This window comes from Salinivibrio sp. VGrn1, assembly GCF_009377995.1.
Lineage (GTDB): Bacteria > Pseudomonadota > Gammaproteobacteria > Enterobacterales > Vibrionaceae > Salinivibrio > Salinivibrio siamensis.
This window is the reverse complement of sequence record NZ_SATA01000001.1, coordinates 299387-315817: the sequence shown is the minus strand read 5'-3', so window position 1 is coordinate 315817 and position 16431 is coordinate 299387. Positions and strand designations below refer to the sequence as shown.

Annotated in this window: 12 protein-coding genes; 8 read left to right on the top strand and 4 right to left on the bottom strand. The window is 49.2% G+C overall.

The genetic code is table 11. The annotated features are described in order from the left end of the window. The first annotated feature begins 176 nt into the window (after positions 1–176). A complete protein-coding gene (locus EHW56_RS01425) occupies positions 177–806 on the top strand; it encodes a TetR/AcrR family transcriptional regulator (RefSeq protein WP_152798978.1) in 630 nt (209 codons plus the stop codon). Positions 807–915: 109 nt separating this feature from the next. Then, a complete protein-coding gene (locus EHW56_RS01420) occupies positions 916–1749 on the top strand; it encodes a S1 RNA-binding domain-containing protein (RefSeq protein ID WP_152798975.1) in 834 nt (277 codons plus the stop codon). Positions 1750–1990: 241 nt separating this feature from the next. On the opposite strand, the gene EHW56_RS01415 is transcribed toward EHW56_RS01420, so the two are convergent. Genes EHW56_RS01415 through EHW56_RS01405 form a run of 3 tightly spaced genes read right to left on the bottom strand, consistent with a single transcriptional unit; the run spans position 1991 to position 7646 of the window. After that, a complete protein-coding gene (locus EHW56_RS01415; protein WP_152798972.1) occupies positions 1991–4627 on the bottom strand; it encodes a PqiB family protein in 2637 nt (878 codons plus the stop codon). Continuing rightward, complete coding sequence (locus EHW56_RS01410) at positions 4590–5843, bottom strand: paraquat-inducible protein A (protein WP_152798969.1); 1254 nt, start codon at positions 5841–5843, stop codon at positions 4590–4592. The genes EHW56_RS01415 and EHW56_RS01410 overlap by 38 nt, the downstream gene beginning before the upstream one ends. A 3-nt stretch (positions 5844–5846) precedes the next feature. Then, positions 5847–7646, bottom strand: a complete 1800-nt coding sequence (locus tag EHW56_RS01405) for an ABC transporter ATP-binding protein (protein ID WP_152798968.1) — start codon at positions 7644–7646, stop codon at positions 5847–5849. A gap of 76 nt (positions 7647–7722) precedes the next feature. Between EHW56_RS01405 and EHW56_RS01400 the strand changes: the two genes are divergently transcribed. The 4 genes from EHW56_RS01400 (at position 7723) to EHW56_RS01385 (ending at position 11832) form a co-directional block, all read left to right on the top strand. After that, complete coding sequence (locus EHW56_RS01400; RefSeq protein WP_046073208.1) at positions 7723–8181, top strand: GAF domain-containing protein; 459 nt, start codon at positions 7723–7725, stop codon at positions 8179–8181. 114 nt (positions 8182–8295) lie between these two features. Continuing rightward, complete coding sequence (gene proQ / locus EHW56_RS01395) at positions 8296–8952, top strand: RNA chaperone ProQ (protein WP_046073209.1); 657 nt, start codon at positions 8296–8298, stop codon at positions 8950–8952. A gap of 17 nt (positions 8953–8969) precedes the next feature. Then, positions 8970–10979: a carboxy terminal-processing peptidase gene (prc, locus tag EHW56_RS01390; protein WP_152795147.1), complete on the top strand. Its 2010-nt coding sequence runs from the start codon at positions 8970–8972 to the stop codon at positions 10977–10979. Positions 10980–11181: 202 nt separating this feature from the next. Continuing rightward, positions 11182–11832, top strand: coding sequence for a hypothetical protein (locus EHW56_RS01385; protein WP_046073211.1), 651 nt, complete (start codon positions 11182–11184; stop codon positions 11830–11832). A 97-nt stretch (positions 11833–11929) separates the two neighbouring features. On the opposite strand, the gene pncB is transcribed toward EHW56_RS01385, so the two are convergent. After that, positions 11930–13102 (bottom strand): nicotinate phosphoribosyltransferase, encoded by a 1173-nt coding sequence (gene pncB / locus EHW56_RS01380; protein WP_077577805.1) that lies wholly within the window; start codon positions 13100–13102, stop codon positions 11930–11932. A 278-nt stretch (positions 13103–13380) separates the two neighbouring features. Between pncB and pepN the strand changes: the two genes are divergently transcribed. Both pepN and EHW56_RS01370 read left to right on the top strand, forming a co-directional pair. Beyond that, complete coding sequence (gene pepN, locus EHW56_RS01375) at positions 13381–15990, top strand: aminopeptidase N (RefSeq protein WP_152798966.1); 2610 nt, start codon at positions 13381–13383, stop codon at positions 15988–15990. A gap of 124 nt (positions 15991–16114) precedes the next feature. Beyond that, entirely contained in the window at positions 16115–16333 is a 219-nt protein-coding gene (locus tag EHW56_RS01370) for a DUF2835 domain-containing protein (protein WP_046073214.1), read from the top strand. Positions 16334–16431: the final 98 nt, after the last annotated feature.

Sequence of the window (16431 nt, the reverse complement as noted above, 5' to 3'; positions counted from 1 at the left end):
GCGTTTCTCCCTCTACGACTTGCCTCAATAATGTCTTTGACGACCTGGCCATCAAATGACTCGATAGTCATAATATGACTCATTGGTCATTTTTACAATGACCAGGTGGTCATTTTTGCAATGACTAGTCAGTCACTGGTACTGTTTAGGTTTGATAGCTTGGGTAAGGTGATGATATGGAGCAGGATTCAACAGCCTCTAAGGCGTTGTCCAGATCTCAGGTGAGACGGCAGCAAGATATTATTAACGCTGCGCTAGCCGCGTTTGATCAACATGGGTTTGAGCGAGCACGCATTGATGATATTGCCAAGCAAGCCGGTGTCGCGAAAGGTACGGTATATCTATATTTCAAAAACAAGGAGCAGCTTTTTCATGGTGTGGTACGGCATGTGATAGAGCCCGCACTCGAGCAGGTAAAGCATGTTGCGGCGGGCGAGACAGACTGTGCCTCAGAGCGACTGCGTCAGCAAGTCAACGCCTTTGGTCAGCTATTATCTGGTCATGACTTTCAGGTTATTTTAAGGCTGCTTATTTCTGAGGGACCAAATAACCCAGCCATTCGATCATTTTACTACCACAGCATTGTTGCCCCAGGGATGCGTGCTTTTCAGCAGTGCCTAAAAGAGGGTGAGGAAAAAGGTGAGTTTAAATCGGGTACAGGGGAGCTTTGTCCTCAACTCTTGGCAGGCGCGCCGATCGTCTCCGCTGTCTGGCAAATTCTTTTTGCTGACTTTAGTCCGTTGGATATTCATACGTTGATCAACCAACAGCTGTCGGTCTTTCTCGAGGGTGTATCCGCAACCTAAAGCTCACTCAGGCGTTTGACGATTTTTCCATCGACTAGGCCAATAAGAGACGCAAGTTAAACGCAAATTGCGTATACTCACGGGCATTATTTTCTACAGCGCTGAGACGATGATTAAACTAGGGCAAGACAACAAACTATCAGTGGTGAAACAGGCAGACTTTGGCGTGTTCCTTGATGGCGATGACTTTGGCAATATTTTGCTGCCGACCCGTTACGTCCCTGAGAATACCCGTGTTGGTGATACGCTCAATGTGTTCATCTACTTTGACTCCGAAGATGAGATTATTGCCACGACTGAAACGCCCTATGCGCAAGTGGGTGAGTTTGCATCATTGCGCTGTGTTGGCGTCAATACGGTCGGGGCGTTTGTCGACTGGGGGTTAAGCAAAGATTTGTTGGTGCCCTTTAGCGAGCAACGTACGCGCATGGAGGAGGGAAAACCCTATGTGGTGCGGGTTTATACCGACAAGGCATCCGGGCGTATTGTTGCTAGCCGCAAGTTCAATAAGTTTATCAGTGAGGAGCCGCCTCAGGTAAAAGTCGGCGATAAGGTCTCGGTGATCATTACTGACATCACCGACCTTGGCTTTAAGTGCGTGGTGAATAACCAGCATTGGGGGCTTATCTATCGCGCTGAAGCGTTCGGTAAGCTGTTTATCGGCAAAAAACTTAGTGCCTATGTAAAAACCGTTCGTGAGGATGGCAAAGTTGATCTGGCATTACAAAAACATGGTAAAGCGCGGGTTGACGATCTCAGTGACAAAGTGATTAAGATGCTAGAGAGCAAAGGGGGCTTTTTACCACTTAATGATAAAAGCTCACCTGACGCTATTTTTTCTCTCTTTCGTACCAGCAAGGCGACCTTTAAGAAAACACTGGGTGGGCTTTATAAGCAACGTAAAATTCGTATTGAACAGGACGGCATTTACCTGAACAAGTGACGGTGTCACAAATTCCCGATAAAAAAAGACCCGGAACGTCCTGTTCCGGGTTCAGGGAAAAGGCTCAAGGAGCCATATGCCAATATTTAGGTTGTGATTCCTATAGTGTAGTCTATCAATAGCGACATGCCAGTTTGTGACACAATTTTGTTAAAGGATAAGTATTATCAGGGACCTAGCGAGCGCGTTGAGGTCCCTGATTTTTTAGCGAGCATATCGAGGGTCGCTTAGTACAAGCAGCTTATGGTGTTGGAATAGCCGTTCGCCATTCTTGCCATACTTTTTTACTCTCACTGTGCAGCAAGAAGTGACGATGATCATTGGCCACTGGCTGCAAAGGTTGATCGTCCGGGGTTGAGAAAGCAATACCGCCTTTCAGCAAACTATCAATCGTGCCGCTTTTGAGATCTGCACCCGTTAGCCCAATGGAGACATCGACCCCGGACTCGTTCCAAAAGACCGTGTTTTCACGAACCAGGTGTGCATATTGAGGCGCGATTTGTAGTTCGAAGATGACTCGGTCAGACAGCTCGCCTAATCTAACGCTAGAGACGATACCCACTTCGATATCGCGATGTAATACCGGTGTGCCAGGGGCGATAGAGTGGCGAGCGTCGCTCTCCAGGATGAGTGTCAGCCCTTTTGGGTACTTGGGCGAGTCATGGAGGGTGAACTGTTGGGTGAAGTCACCCTCGCCGGGGACCACCGAGATATAGGTGCCAAATAGTGAGTCCAAGTTCTCTGTTTTGGTCAGGCTGAGGACGGGTTGAGTGAGCCAGAAATAGCTGCCGGTGCGCGCAAGCGCATTTTTGTATTCAGGGTAGAGACGAGCCTGAATGGTCACGTTTTCGTGGTCGAAGTCGGGGCTTAGGGTGATCACTTCGCCAACATCGACTCCTTGATAACGGATCGCGCTGCCCACTTTTACCCCGTTAGCCTGGTCAACCCTTAGCCTAATATCTACACCGTATTGAGCGGCTTCTTGCTTTGAGGGGTAAAGCTTCCAATCTCCGTTTCGTTTATTACTAATACCAGGCATGGTGCCGAAGGCGATACCGCCGTTAACCAGTGAACGCAACGAGCCTGTATTAATTTCGACGCCGCTGAGGTTGGCTTTGATATCCAGCCCAGATTGATTCCAAAATACGGTTTGTGGATTAATCAGATGCTTATAGCGATTACTCACCGCAATGGCGATGGAGACAGTGTTGCCGTTAAGCTGATATCCTTCCACTTGGCCGACCACAAAATTGCGGTACATCACGGGACTGCCTTCACTCACACCAGGCATACGACTCGCCACTAAGGTAAAGCGTGTTTCACCGCGTGCATCTTGCTTGGCGTGCTTCGCTTGAATAGGGGAGGTGTAAAGTGGATACGTCTCATTGACGCCTTTCGCCCCTTCGCTGGTAAAGCTTAAAGCCGGGTCGGCGATTTGTTCCATCGCTGGCACGACCACATTGAGACCGTCACCACTGAGCTCGCCCGTGATCCCACCGAGAATAAAAAACTGCGATTGTTGTTTCACTAAGTGGCGGTATTCTGGATAAATCAATAGCTTTAAAGTGACATTGTCACTTTCATTGAGCGCGACACGGTCGATAAAGCCCACTTGAATGCCGCGATGCAATACTTTGGTGTGGGAGGTTAAGCCGTATGCATCGTCTGCGGTTAAGGTTAATGTGAGGGCACCGGTCAGTTGCTTTTGCTGTTGGTGCCAGGTTCGGGCGGTAAACACATTGTCAGGCATCGCGGGATCAGCATCTGCCGAACCAGGTTGGACCGTCAAGTAGTTGCCGAGGACTAAATTACCCAGGTTCTTTAGTCCATCAAAACCAATTTGGGGCTGCTCTATCTGAAAGTAGGTGTCTTGGTTGAGCAGCCAGGTCATGCTGGGGTCAATGTGTGCGGTCGCGACTGGGCGTTTTTGCTGTGCCGCGACGTCTATGTGGGTAATTTCACCTACTTCTAATCCTTGATAGGTGATCTTCGTCCCCGCGCCGGGCAGCCCATGTTGTTCAGGGAGCGCTATTTGTATCGATTGACCGCGTGCGGCGTGCGAAAGGCTTTGGTAAAGCTGAAAAGGGCGATTGTCCTCAAGTGTTGGGCTTGCTTTCGGGGAGTCGAATGCAATGCCACCGGCAATCAAGCTCGCCACACTCTCGAGCTGCACATCAACACCCGACACATCAACATTGGCTTTTACACCGCTGATCGACCAAAAGCGTGAGTCCTGTTTGAGTAAATGCGAGAATTGCGGCTCAATTAACGCGGAGAGCGTCACCCCTTGCGAATCTTGATCAAGCCGGTAACTGTAAATTTCGCCGACACGAATTTTCCGATAGTAAATCGGCGAACCGACATTCAGTGAGCCTAATGTCGGTGCGTGTAGCTTGACGGTTGTGCCGGCTTTTTCTGCGATATCTGTCGGTGGTTCGTCACGCGCGACGAAGGATAGGCTAGGGTCACCACTGCCAGGCTGTAAGGCAATATAGTTGCCTGAGACCAAGGTCTCGAGGCCGCTGATCCCAGTGATCGAGGCGCGTGGTTTCACAAGCCAAAACTCGGTGCCACTTGTGAGCAGTTGCGTCGCCTCTGGATAGATATTGGCGTCAACATAAATGCCGTCCAAGTCATCCGCGAGTGTAATATTTCGCACCTTACCCACTTCCAACCCTTGGTAACGGATCGTGGTTTGGCCAGCCTCCAAGCCTTGCGCATCGCTGAACACAATTTGAATCCGTTGCCCCGCTTCACTGATGGATTGAAACAGGAGCCAAGCGGCCATCAGCAAGGCCAATACAGGCAGTATCCATAGGGGAGACAAGCCATAGCTGCTTTTAACGATCGGTGAGGGTATGTCTTGTTTGTCGCTCATGATGATCCCATATCAAACGCGTATCAAGAAATTCAGTGGCAAGCATGGTTAATACCACGACCAAGCCGAATGCAATGGCACCCGGTCCAGGCATAAAGTCCATAATGCGACCACGATCGACTAAGGCGACCATAAACGCAATCACAAATAAGTCCATCATCGACCACTTTCCAATCCATTTCACGCCTCGGTATAGCCACATATGCTGACGTGGTGTGATGGCGGTGGTGCACCGTAAGCTTATTAATATCAAACCTAGCCCTAGTATCTTTGCTACGGGCACGACGATGCTGGCAGTAAAAATGATCGCAGCGATGCCTGGCATCCCATTATTAATCAGACTCGCGACGCCCGAAAAAATGGTGTCTTCAAGTCGAATGCCGTTGGAGAACAAAATGGAGATTGGGAACAGGTTGGCCGGAAACAGAAAAATGGTAGCGGTAATTAAGCAGACCCAGGTTTTTTGCTCGCTTCGAACCATTCGGCGGTGAAGCGGTAAATGACATCGACGACAGTGAGCGCTTTTCTGGTGCCCTTGTGTTAAGCCGCAGTGACTGCACCGGATAAGAGGGGACGGCTCGGATTGTGGTGCTGGGCGAGTAAAGGCATCCCAGTATCTTTGCGTGTTTACCCGCACCAGTAAAACCGATAGTAGTATTTGTATCGTCGCATAGCAGGCAAGCCCCACGGAAAAGTGCAAGGTGGCGTAGTCTTGAATTTTAAAACAGGCGATGGCTAAGCTGACCATTAAAACATCCGCCATCACCCAGTGTCGGCTGTGCGCAATCACGCGTACCGCTGGGCGAAACCAGCGGATGGATTGTTGGCGTCGAGACAGGTGCATCACCAATAACGCACAGGTGAACAAAAGCGGCGCAAATGAAGCACAGAATACGACGAGGCTAGCGACAAACGGGAATGAAGACCAGAGAATCTTGGCGCCGGTAAGCACGGATGTGGTGATGGTTTTTCCCAACAAATCGATGGAAAGGAGCGGCAGAAGGTGAGCGGGAAGAAACAGCACCAAAATCGTGAGTGCCAAGGCTATCTCTCCATTAAAAGACAGCCGTCGTCCGTGCGCGAGCTTGGTCGCGCAACGTGGGCAGATAGCAAGGTGATCGGAGTCAGTTTGGCTCGGTTGTAACACCAGATCGCACCCCGAGCACCTCGTTAAAGGTGGGGACGCCGCAAACGGTTTGTCTGGTGACTGTGTCATGGTCTACTTTCCCGCCGCCTGTTGTATTTGCCCATACAAGGTTTGATATACCCCGGGCGCATTGACTAACTCTGTGTGCGTGCCTTGTTGGGTCACTTGTCCTTCATCCAACACATAAATCACATCGGCTTCTTTAACCGCAGAGAGGCGGTGAGCCACGATAAGGGTCGTCCGTCCCGCCAAAAATGTTTGCATTGCTTGATGTAGCGCGCGCTCAGTGGCCGTGTCTAGGGCGGACGTGGCTTCATCCAAAATAACCAGCTTAGGGTCACTCAGGAGCATTCGTGCAATCGCCACACGTTGTCGCTGACCGCCAGATAGACGGATCCCTTGTCGTCCAAGCGGTGTATCTAGCCCGTCGGTGAGTTGTGTCACCACATCCCCCAATTGGGCGTGCTCGATAGCTTGCCAAAGCGCGGTGTCGGCAAGGTGACGGCCTAAGCATAAGTTATTTCTCAACGTATCATTAAACAGCACTGGCTGTTGCAATACCACGGCAATTTGATGACGGAGAGCATCCATGTCGACATGGTTAATCGAGTGGCCGTTAAAGCGTATATCACCTTGTTCTACCGGATACAGTCCTAACAGCAACTGAATAAGGGTTGATTTTCCGCCGCCACTGGCACCAACCAATGCCACACGCTGGCCGGCAGGGATATGCATGCTTAAACCATTGAGTACCGACTTATCCTCATCGTAGGAGAAACACAGATTATCAATCTCGACCGTTAAGCCCGAGGCCTGTGTGTGGGCGGCGATACGGCTTGGGTCAATGCCCGCGGGTCGACGCGGCTCTTCGGCCAGTTGTAAAACCTCATTAATACGCGTCATCGCGGCTTTAGCACTATACCAAGCAAATTGAATCCCGAGCAGCTCTTGGACTGGGCCGAGCATAAACCACAGATAACCAAACACCGCGAACATCAGACCAATCGACAAATCACTGAAAAAGACCATTCCCATTGCTACAGCGCGAAAGAGCTCGAAGCCGATCAAGAACATTAAAAATGATAAGCGTCCCGCGGCTTCTGACTGCCAGGCATACTTGTCAGCACTGTCTTTAATCTCACTGGCGCTGTGGTCAAGCTGACGCAAATACTCACGTTCTCGATTGGCAGCACGAAGTTGATACAAACCGTCTAACGTATCCACGAGACGTTGCTGGAAGCGCTCAAAAGATTGATTCTCTTGTGTTTTAAGGTGCTTAACTCGTTGGCCAAGGGTGCGGCTTAACGCCACGACAATAGGGTTAATCAGTAAGATGAACAAGCCGAGTCGCCAATCAATCCAAAGTAAGACGACCGCGGTGCCGGTGACCGTCAACAGACCAATAATAAACTTGCTTAGTGTGGTACCAATAAACTTATCGATGGTTTCGACATCGGTGACAAGGTGAGAGGTGAGGCCGCCACTCCCACGTAATTCGTACTCACGCATACTGATCCGCCCAAGTTTGGCGATCAAGTGTTGGCGGATTTTGTAGGTGATTGCCTTACCAACCAGGGTAAATTGGCGGCTTTGTAGAATGTTAAGTCCTTGGCTGACGATGCGCATGATAACGACAATGATCAGCACAGCGGCAATGTAAACGCCCGCCTGTTGCCAGCTTATAGGCAGGAGGGTGTTGAGTACCGCAAGTCCCCAGTCTGGCTTATCCAATAGCAACTCATCGACCAATAACGGCATGAGTAAAGGGATAGGCACACTGACCAAGGTGGCGGCAATGGCTACCACGTTAGCCCAAATGAGCCGGGTGCGATGGGGTCGAGCTTGGTCAAGAAGCCAGCGCCAGGTGATCATAAATAGTTATACTCAATTGAAAAGTCTTTGGATTATTTCTATTGTAATGGTCTTGTTGTTTGAGATGCAGTGATTTATGGAAAACAAAGCTGATTTTTACCGCTTGTTAACCCAGCAAGCGGTTGCGTTGTGCGAAGGGGAACCCAACCTTATTGCAAAACTTGCCAATATAAGTGCGTTACTCAATAGCCAGCTTGAAGATATTAACTGGGTGGGTTTCTATCTCGACGAGGGAGAAGAGTTAGTGCTTGGCCCGTTTCAAGGTCAACCAGCCTGTGTACGCATCCCCTATGATAAAGGGGTATGTGGGGCCGCCTATCGTCAGGATACCGTAATGCGAGTAGAAGATGTGCACGCCTTTGAAGGACATATTGCGTGTGATGCGGCGAGTAACTCGGAAATTGTGGTGCCTGTTCGGGTCAATAATCAATTGCAGGCAGTACTGGATATTGATAGTCCAAGTATCGGTCGCTTTGACCAAGAAGATGAACATGGACTCGCTACCTTGGTCAAAGAAATGCAAAAACACTTGTGATTTCGCCAATCTTGGTAGTTTTTTCATATCAGGTATCTATAATACGCACCACTTTCATACTTAAATACACGTAGATACGCTGCTGTGGTTTCTCGCAGCAGGCCAGGAAAAAACATGGAAAATACTGAAAAGCTCGCGAACAGCAAAGAAGTCATTGCCTACATTGCTGAACGTTTCCCTAAATGTTTTACTGTTGAAGGCGAAGCCAAGCCATTAAAAATTGGTATTTTTCAAGATCTTGCGACACGTCTTGAAGGCGATCCCAAGGTAAGCAAGACCCAATTGCGCGCCGCGCTTCGTCAGTACACGTCTTCCTGGCGTTATCTGCACAGCGTGAAACCAGGGGCGTCACGTGTTGACCTTGATGGCAATGCGTGTGGCGAGCTTGAGCAAGAGCATATCGACCATGCTGCGCAGACCTTGTCAGAAAGCAAAGCGCGTGCGGCAGAGCGTCGTAAGCAGCAACAAGCGAAAAAGTCAGAAGGTCAGGCGAAAAGTGCGGGTAAGACTGCACCAAAAGGCAAGAAGGCGGCTGCGCAATCAGCGAAAGGCCGTACGAGTAAACCAAAGCCCGCTAAAATGACTAAGAAAGAGAGTGAGCCACGTCGCGAACTCAACGCCAACGATGTTGTCGTAGGTAAAGACGTGAATGTGAACATGGGCAACGGTAATCTGCCAGCGACCATTGTTGAAATTAATAAGGATGAGGTGCGTGTTCGCCTGACTAACGGGTTAACCATGTTAGTAAAAGCGGAGCACCTCAGCGCCTAAAGGAGACTCCTCGACGCATGTTTTGTCGACGCCGCGTTTCGGCTATCGCTGCCAGCTTGATGCTGGCAGCCTCTGCCCAGGCCGTAGAAGCCAATTTTCAACTCAGTGAACTACCTTCACTGTCCGCTGAACCCCAACACGAAACCGCTTCCAAGCGTGTAACTTCTCGTTTCACTCGATCCCACTATAAGCAGTTTGCGCTCGACGATGCCTTCTCGGCGGCGATTTTTGATCGTTACTTGGAAACACTGGATTATAATCGTGTGTTTTTAACCCAAGATGATGTCGAACGTCTATCTCGTTGGAAAACGCGTTTAGATGATCAGCTCAAAGAAGGTGAGACACAAGCGGCCTATGCGATTTACAACCGTGTGCTGAAAAAACGCTTTGAGCGTTATCAGTACGCGCTGCACGTGTTGGATAAACCCTTTGATTTCTCTGCTGACGAAAGCATGGTGCTGGATCGTACTGAGCTGCCATGGGCGGCTAACGAGGCCGAACTGGACGCTATCTGGGATAAGCGGGTAAAAAATGATGCCTTGAACCTGCGCTTAACGGGGAAAGAGGATGAAGAAATCCGAGAGACCTTGGGCAAGCGTTATAACAGCGCGTTAAAGCGTTTAACGCAAAGCCATAGCGAAGATGTGTTCCAGGTCTACATGAACGCCTTCGCGCGTGAAGTTGACCCACATACTAGCTACCTATCACCGCGCAATGCTGAGCAATTCCAGTCGGAAATGAATTTATCCCTCGAAGGGATAGGGGCGGTATTGCAGATAAAAAATGAATACACAGTGATTCGTTCTCTCGTTGCGGGTGGCCCTGCATCCAAGTCCAAACAGTTGTCACCCGGTGATCGAATTATTGGTGTGGGCCAAGAAGACGAAGCGATTGTCGATGTGATTGGCTGGCGACTGGACGATGTGGTCGAGCTGATTAAAGGCCCGAAAGGTAGTGAAGTTAAACTGAAAATCTTACCCGAAGGGGCGAATGCTAAAAGTTACAATGTCACGCTAACCCGTGACAAGATTCGCTTGGAAGATCGCGCAGTAAAATCTGAAGTGATTGAGCGCGGTGACGAAAAAGTTGGCGTACTGACGGTCCCCGGATTCTATGTTGGGCTGGCCGATGACACCAAAAAAGAGATCGCGAGTCTGAAAGAAAAGGGCATTAGCGGTATCGTCGTGGACTTGCGAAATAACGGAGGGGGGGCACTGAGTGAAGCAACCGCGCTCAGTGGATTGTTTATTGACCAAGGCCCCATTGTACAAGTCAGAGACAGCTATGGGCGAGTGAAAGTCAACAGTGATACGGACGGTAAACGTTTCTATGATGGCCCGATGACGGTGTTGATTAATCGCTACAGTGCCTCCGCTTCGGAGATTTTCGCGGCCGCCATGCAAGATTATGAGCGTGCGGTGGTGATTGGCGAACAATCTTTTGGTAAAGGGACCGTACAGCAGCACCGCTCTTTGAATCATATCTACGATTTATTTGATAAGCCGTTAGGTTATGTGCAGTACACGATCCAAAAGTTTTATCGGATTAGCGGTGGCAGTACCCAAAATAAGGGTGTGGTGCCAGATATTGTCTTCCCTTCTCCCGTTTCACCGGATGAAACAGGTGAGAGTGTGGAAGAAAATGCCTTGCCATGGGATCGAATTGAGAAAGCGGATTATCAGCCTAGATCCTTGCCTGATTCGGTGCTTAATACGATAAGTGAAAAGCACAAAGCGCGGATCAAAGATGATCGAGAGTTTGATTTCATCCGTCAAGACATTGCGCGCTATCAAGAAGAGAAAGATAAAAACACAATCTCCTTGAATGAAGACGCACGGCGCAAGGAAATGGAGCGAGAAGATCAAGAACGCTTGGCGCGATTAAATGTACGTCAGAAGGCGTTGGGTGAACCGCCCTTCAAAACGCTCGATGATGTGCCTAAAGACTATGAAGAGCCAGATGCATATTTAGATGAAGCCGCGAGCATCACAAAAGATTTGGCTAACCTTCTTTCAGCCAACCGTTAAATGTCAGGTCGGCATACGGTCTTTTAGCACGTTAGCACACCCCCAAGCCTAGGCAATTCGCCTAGGCTTTTTTTATGACGTTATGGTGACGACTAGGCGGATTCAACCTACATGAAACGAGATCTTGCTCAAAAAACTGCATAAAACTGATAAGTCAGTCTAACCTTATCGTTAAGGCATCACTGCCAATGAGGGGGAAGGTATGCGTTGCTTATTGGGTGTTTTTCTGGCCTTAGTGATGGCCTTGCCAGTGCGCGGTGACGATTTAGCACGATTTGATGTCCCGTTACTGCTTGGTCAATGGTATTGGTTTAGTGCTGAGGAAGAGTCAGAGGCGAGCCATCCTTATAAAGCGATTAATCTTTCGTTTAACTCTCACTATGAGTTCCGTATTGATATGCTACGTCGTGATGGGCAGCTCGAGACGGCTGCAGGCAGTTATGCGGTGAATCATCAAGCATTGCGGTTGTACGATGGGCAGGGGGCGGATCAAGTGCATGCCTACCAGTTAAATCATAATCAATTGCAGCTTCAGGGAGCCGTGTTTACTAAACTGCTACCTGACGATCTCTCCGGGGTGTGGCGTTCAAACAGCATAGAAGGGGAAGATGTGAGTGAAGAGGTGGATGGTGTCTCGCTAAAACTTCGCCCAGACTTTCTTTTTGCGATGCAAGTTCGCGGCAACAACGGCCGTTCAATTACTCACCGAGGCGTTTACTTGGTGGAAGGTGACAACCTGATGCTTATTTATGAAGAAGGACGCCATTCATCCCAGTACCAACTTGCCTCAGATACCTTGCGCTTGACCAATGAGGTATTTGGTATGGAGGCGGTGTTACAACGGCAACGGTGAGCAATGACAGAGCGTGTTATCATAAAAACGCATCAATAAAACATTGATGAAAAGGGCCGGTGATAAATAAACTGGCCCTTTTCTATTGGGGAAGCGTTTAGTCTGACAACTTGAACGCGGCTTTTAGTGCAGAGAGGTGCGCTTCATCTTTACAAATGGCTTTGTTAGGCTCATCAGAAATTTTGGCAACAGGTTTCCCTTGGCAGCTGGTTAATTTGATCACCACATTGAGGGTTTTCACATTAGGGAGATCACAGGTTAGCTGCGTGCCAATACCGAATGAGGTCGTGGCTTTGTCGGCAAAGTATTGATAGATATGCACGGCTTTCGCCAGCGTGAGGCTATCGGAAAAGACAAGTGTCTTATCTTTGGGGTCAATACCATGATACCGATAATGCGCGATCGCCTTCTCACCCCATGCAATCGGGTCACCACTGTCATGACGCAATCCGCTAAAGGCGTGACAGAGCGAACGATCAAAATCCTGTAAAAAGGCATCCATGTTGATACAGTCGGTTAACGCTATCCCTAGGCTATCGGGATACTCTTGCAACCACATTTGTAACGCAAGCTGCTGGGAGTCAGCAAGCTGACCTGCAAGCTGTTGATGGGCTTGAAACCACTCATGCGCTTGGGTGCCGACAGGCACAAGCCCTAACTGTTTGGCTAACCATACGTTAGAGGTGCCTTTTAAAGGCGGATAGACCGCGTGCAGACGTGTCACTATCGCCTGATGGACCTCACGAGAAAAACGACGCCGCGTGCCAAAGTCAACGAGCTGGAACCCATCGGCAAATCCCTCTTTAGGGAGATGGGCTAACTTATCGTCAAGACGTGCAATCGCGTCATCGACACTTAGTTGAGCATAACAAGCGCGGTTTCTCAGCTCACAAATAATCGCCAGTAGTGGCACTTCCCATAGAATCACCTCTTGCCAAGGGCCGGCGATATGAATTGCTAATTGACCGTCTTCGACACCGACAGTGACTTGGTCAGGATCGAATTGAAAACCTGACAAAAAGGCGAGAAAGTCTGCTTGATATAGACCTAGCGAGTCCAGATAGCTGAGCTCGTCTGCATGAAACCGCAACGTCGCGAGATGATTGACATGCTCCACCACCTGTTCACGTAGGTAGGAGAGGTTTTCATCACTGCGGCAGTAAAAGTCAGCGGTAACATGGACATCAGGATAATGATGAAATACGGCCTGCTGCATATTGATTTTATAAGCATCAGTATCCAAGAGTGATGTAATGATCGGATTGTGCATGCGTGGTGAACGCCTTACGGGTTACAAAACGAAATGAGCGTCATAGTACCGCAATTTTTAGAAAATTTAACCGTCGTCACATTATATTTCAGTCGGGATTGGCAGGCTGCGTTGACATTATACTGCGCTTATTGGATGTAAACGCAAACATTTGATAACAAACTGTTAAATCTATAGTCATTAATGCCGAGCCGCGGTATGGTATGGCATGCAAAATCGCCCTTGGGCGAATGAATACAGTTCGTTGGCTGAGGTACACTCGATAAAAAGGAAACGACATGTCTCAACAACCCACCGCCAAATACCGTGATGATTACCGTGCGCCGGACTTTACCATTACGGATATCAACCTTGAATTTGATCTTGATCCGAACAACACCCTAGTCACGGCGGTTAGCCAGGTGAAACGCCTGAATGATCACGCCACCGATCTGGTGTTAGACGGGGACGCGCTCACGTTAGTGCGCCTAGATATCAACGGCGACCCCTGGACAGCCTATAGTGAAGAGGCGGGCAAATTGATTGTCCGAGACGTCCCAGCCGCATTTACTTTAACCATCCAAACTCAGCTCGATCCTGAAAACAATACCGCTCTCGAGGGGTTATATATTTCGGGCGGGGCTTATTGTACTCAGTGTGAGGCGGAAGGATTTCGCCGGATCACTTATTATCTCGACCGTCCCGATGTGTTAGCTCGCTTTACCACCAAGGTGATTGCGGATAAATCTACATACCCATACTTACTCAGTAACGGCAATAAGATTGCGTCGGGTGAGTTGGAAGGTGGCCGCCACTGGGTAGAATGGCATGACCCGTACGCGAAACCCAGTTACCTATTTGCACTGGTCGGCGGCGATTTTGATGTGTTACGTGATACGTTTGTGACCCGCTCTGGACGTGATGTGGCACTGGAAATCTTTGTTGATAAAGGGAATTTAGATCGTGCCGATCATGCGATGACTTCATTGAAGAACGCAATGAAATGGGATGAAGAGCGGTTTGATCTTGAATATGATCTAGATATTTACATGATCGTCGCCGTTGACTTCTTCAACATGGGTGCCATGGAGAATAAAGGCTTAAACATCTTTAACTCCAAGTATGTATTGGCAAACGCCGAAACCGCCACCGACACCGATTATCTCGGTATCGAAGCGGTCATTGGGCATGAGTACTTCCACAACTGGACGGGGAACCGAGTGACATGCCGTGATTGGTTCCAACTTAGCCTGAAAGAAGGGTTAACTGTTTTTCGTGATCAAGAGTTCTCCTCCGACTTAGGCTCGCGCTCTGTCAACCGTATCAGCAATGCGCGTATTATGCGTGGCCCCCAGTTTGCTGAAGATGCCAGCCCTATGTCTCATCCGATCCGGCCAGAAAAAGTGATCGAAATGAATAACTTTTACACCCTGACGGTGTATGAAAAGGGCAGTGAAGTTATTCGTATGATGCATACCATTTTGGGTGAAACCGAGTTTCAAAAAGGGGTCAAACTCTACTTTGAACGTCATGACGGTACAGCAGCCACTTGTGATGATTTTGTTCAAGCAATGGAAGATGCCTCTGGGGTCGATCTGACTCAGTTCCGCCGTTGGTACAGCCAATCTGGGACGCCGGTGTTGAATGTATCATCGACCTATGACCCCGATAGCAAACAGTTGGCGTTACATGTCACGCAGCACACGCCGCCAACAGCGGATCAGCAAAAGAAGTTGCCGCTATATATTCCACTGGATATTGCACTCTATCGTCGCGACGGCAGTGTGATTGAGTTACAACGTCACGGTGAGTCGGTCTCAAACGTCCTGGCGGTGACAGATGCTGAGCAGACCTTTATTTTCGATGGGGTGGATGAGCAACCTGTGCTTTCCCTGCTAAGGGAGTTCTCCGCGCCAGTGAAGCTTGAGCATGACTATCAAGACGATGAATTGGCATTCTTACTGCAACATGCGCGCAATGATTTCGCGCGGTGGGATGCGGGTCAGAGTCTACTGGCCAAGCATATTAAGGAGAACGTCGCACGGGTACAAAACGAACAGCCTATTGATGTGCCCTTGTCAGTGATTGATGCATTTCGTGGCGTATTGCTCAGCGACAACACGGATCCGGCATTGATTGCGGAAGTGATCAATTTACCGACCGAGACGGAAGTGGCTGGCTGGTTTGATATTGTCGACGTTGATGCGATTCATCAAGTCATGGCGGCGTTCAAGCAACAATTTGCCGATCATATGGTTGATGAGTTTGACGCGGTATACCGTCAGTATGCGCAACCTGAATATCAGATCACCCACAAAGCGATCGGTGAACGCGCTTTACGTAATGCCTGTTTGAGCTATCTCGCGCACACGGAAAACGGCAACACGCATGTAGAGCGTCATTACCAAGCCGCGAACAATATGACTGACACCATGGCAGCATTGAATGCCGCTAACAATGCGCAATTACCGTGTCGTGAACCACTGATGAAAGATTTCAGTGATAAATGGCAGCATGATGGACTGGTGATGGACAAATGGTTCATGCTCCAAGGTGCGAACCCTTCCGAGACTGCCTTAGAGCAGGTGAAAGCACAGATGGCGCACCCTGCCTTTACGCTTAAAAACCCCAACCGTGTACGCAGTTTGGTCGGGGCATTTTGTAATCGTAATCCGGCGCGTTTTCATGCCCAAGATGGTAGCGGCTACCGCTTTTTAAAAGAGATCTTGGTGACCTTGAATCAGTCGAATCCACAGGTGGCATCACGATTGATTGATCCTATGCTCAAACTGGCCTATTACGATCACCATCGCCAGCAGCAAATGCGACAGGTACTGCAAGAGTTGGCAGATATGGATAACTTAGCTGCGGATCTCTATGAAAAAGTAGAAAAAACACTTGAGCAGTAAGAAACGATTTGGGATAAAATCAGCCAAGCGTTAACAAGTGTGAAAAGCCGTCCACCTTGGGCGGCTTTTTGTTTTCGGTGGTTGATTGGTTTGCGGTGTCACGGTGATAGGTTGAGCGGAAGAGATGGAGTACTATTTTAACGTTTACATTGCTTACTCAGAGTATCAACACTACTATAGTGGTGCCGCGGCCAATGTGGTGGTGACGACCGATCAGGGTCTGCGTCTTCAGATCCCGGCTTCGCGTTTTCGTCCTTTCCTATCGCAACTCGGTATACGCGGGCGTTTTAAACTGGTGACCGACGCCAACCATAAGTTCCAGTCGTTAATGCGGGTTGCCTAGTGGGGCGCGAGTGATGCCTCGCCAATTCTTCTGTTTAAATAGCCACACCAGTCACATTCTGGCGAAATTCGCGTAAATCCAGCCGTTTACCTATAACG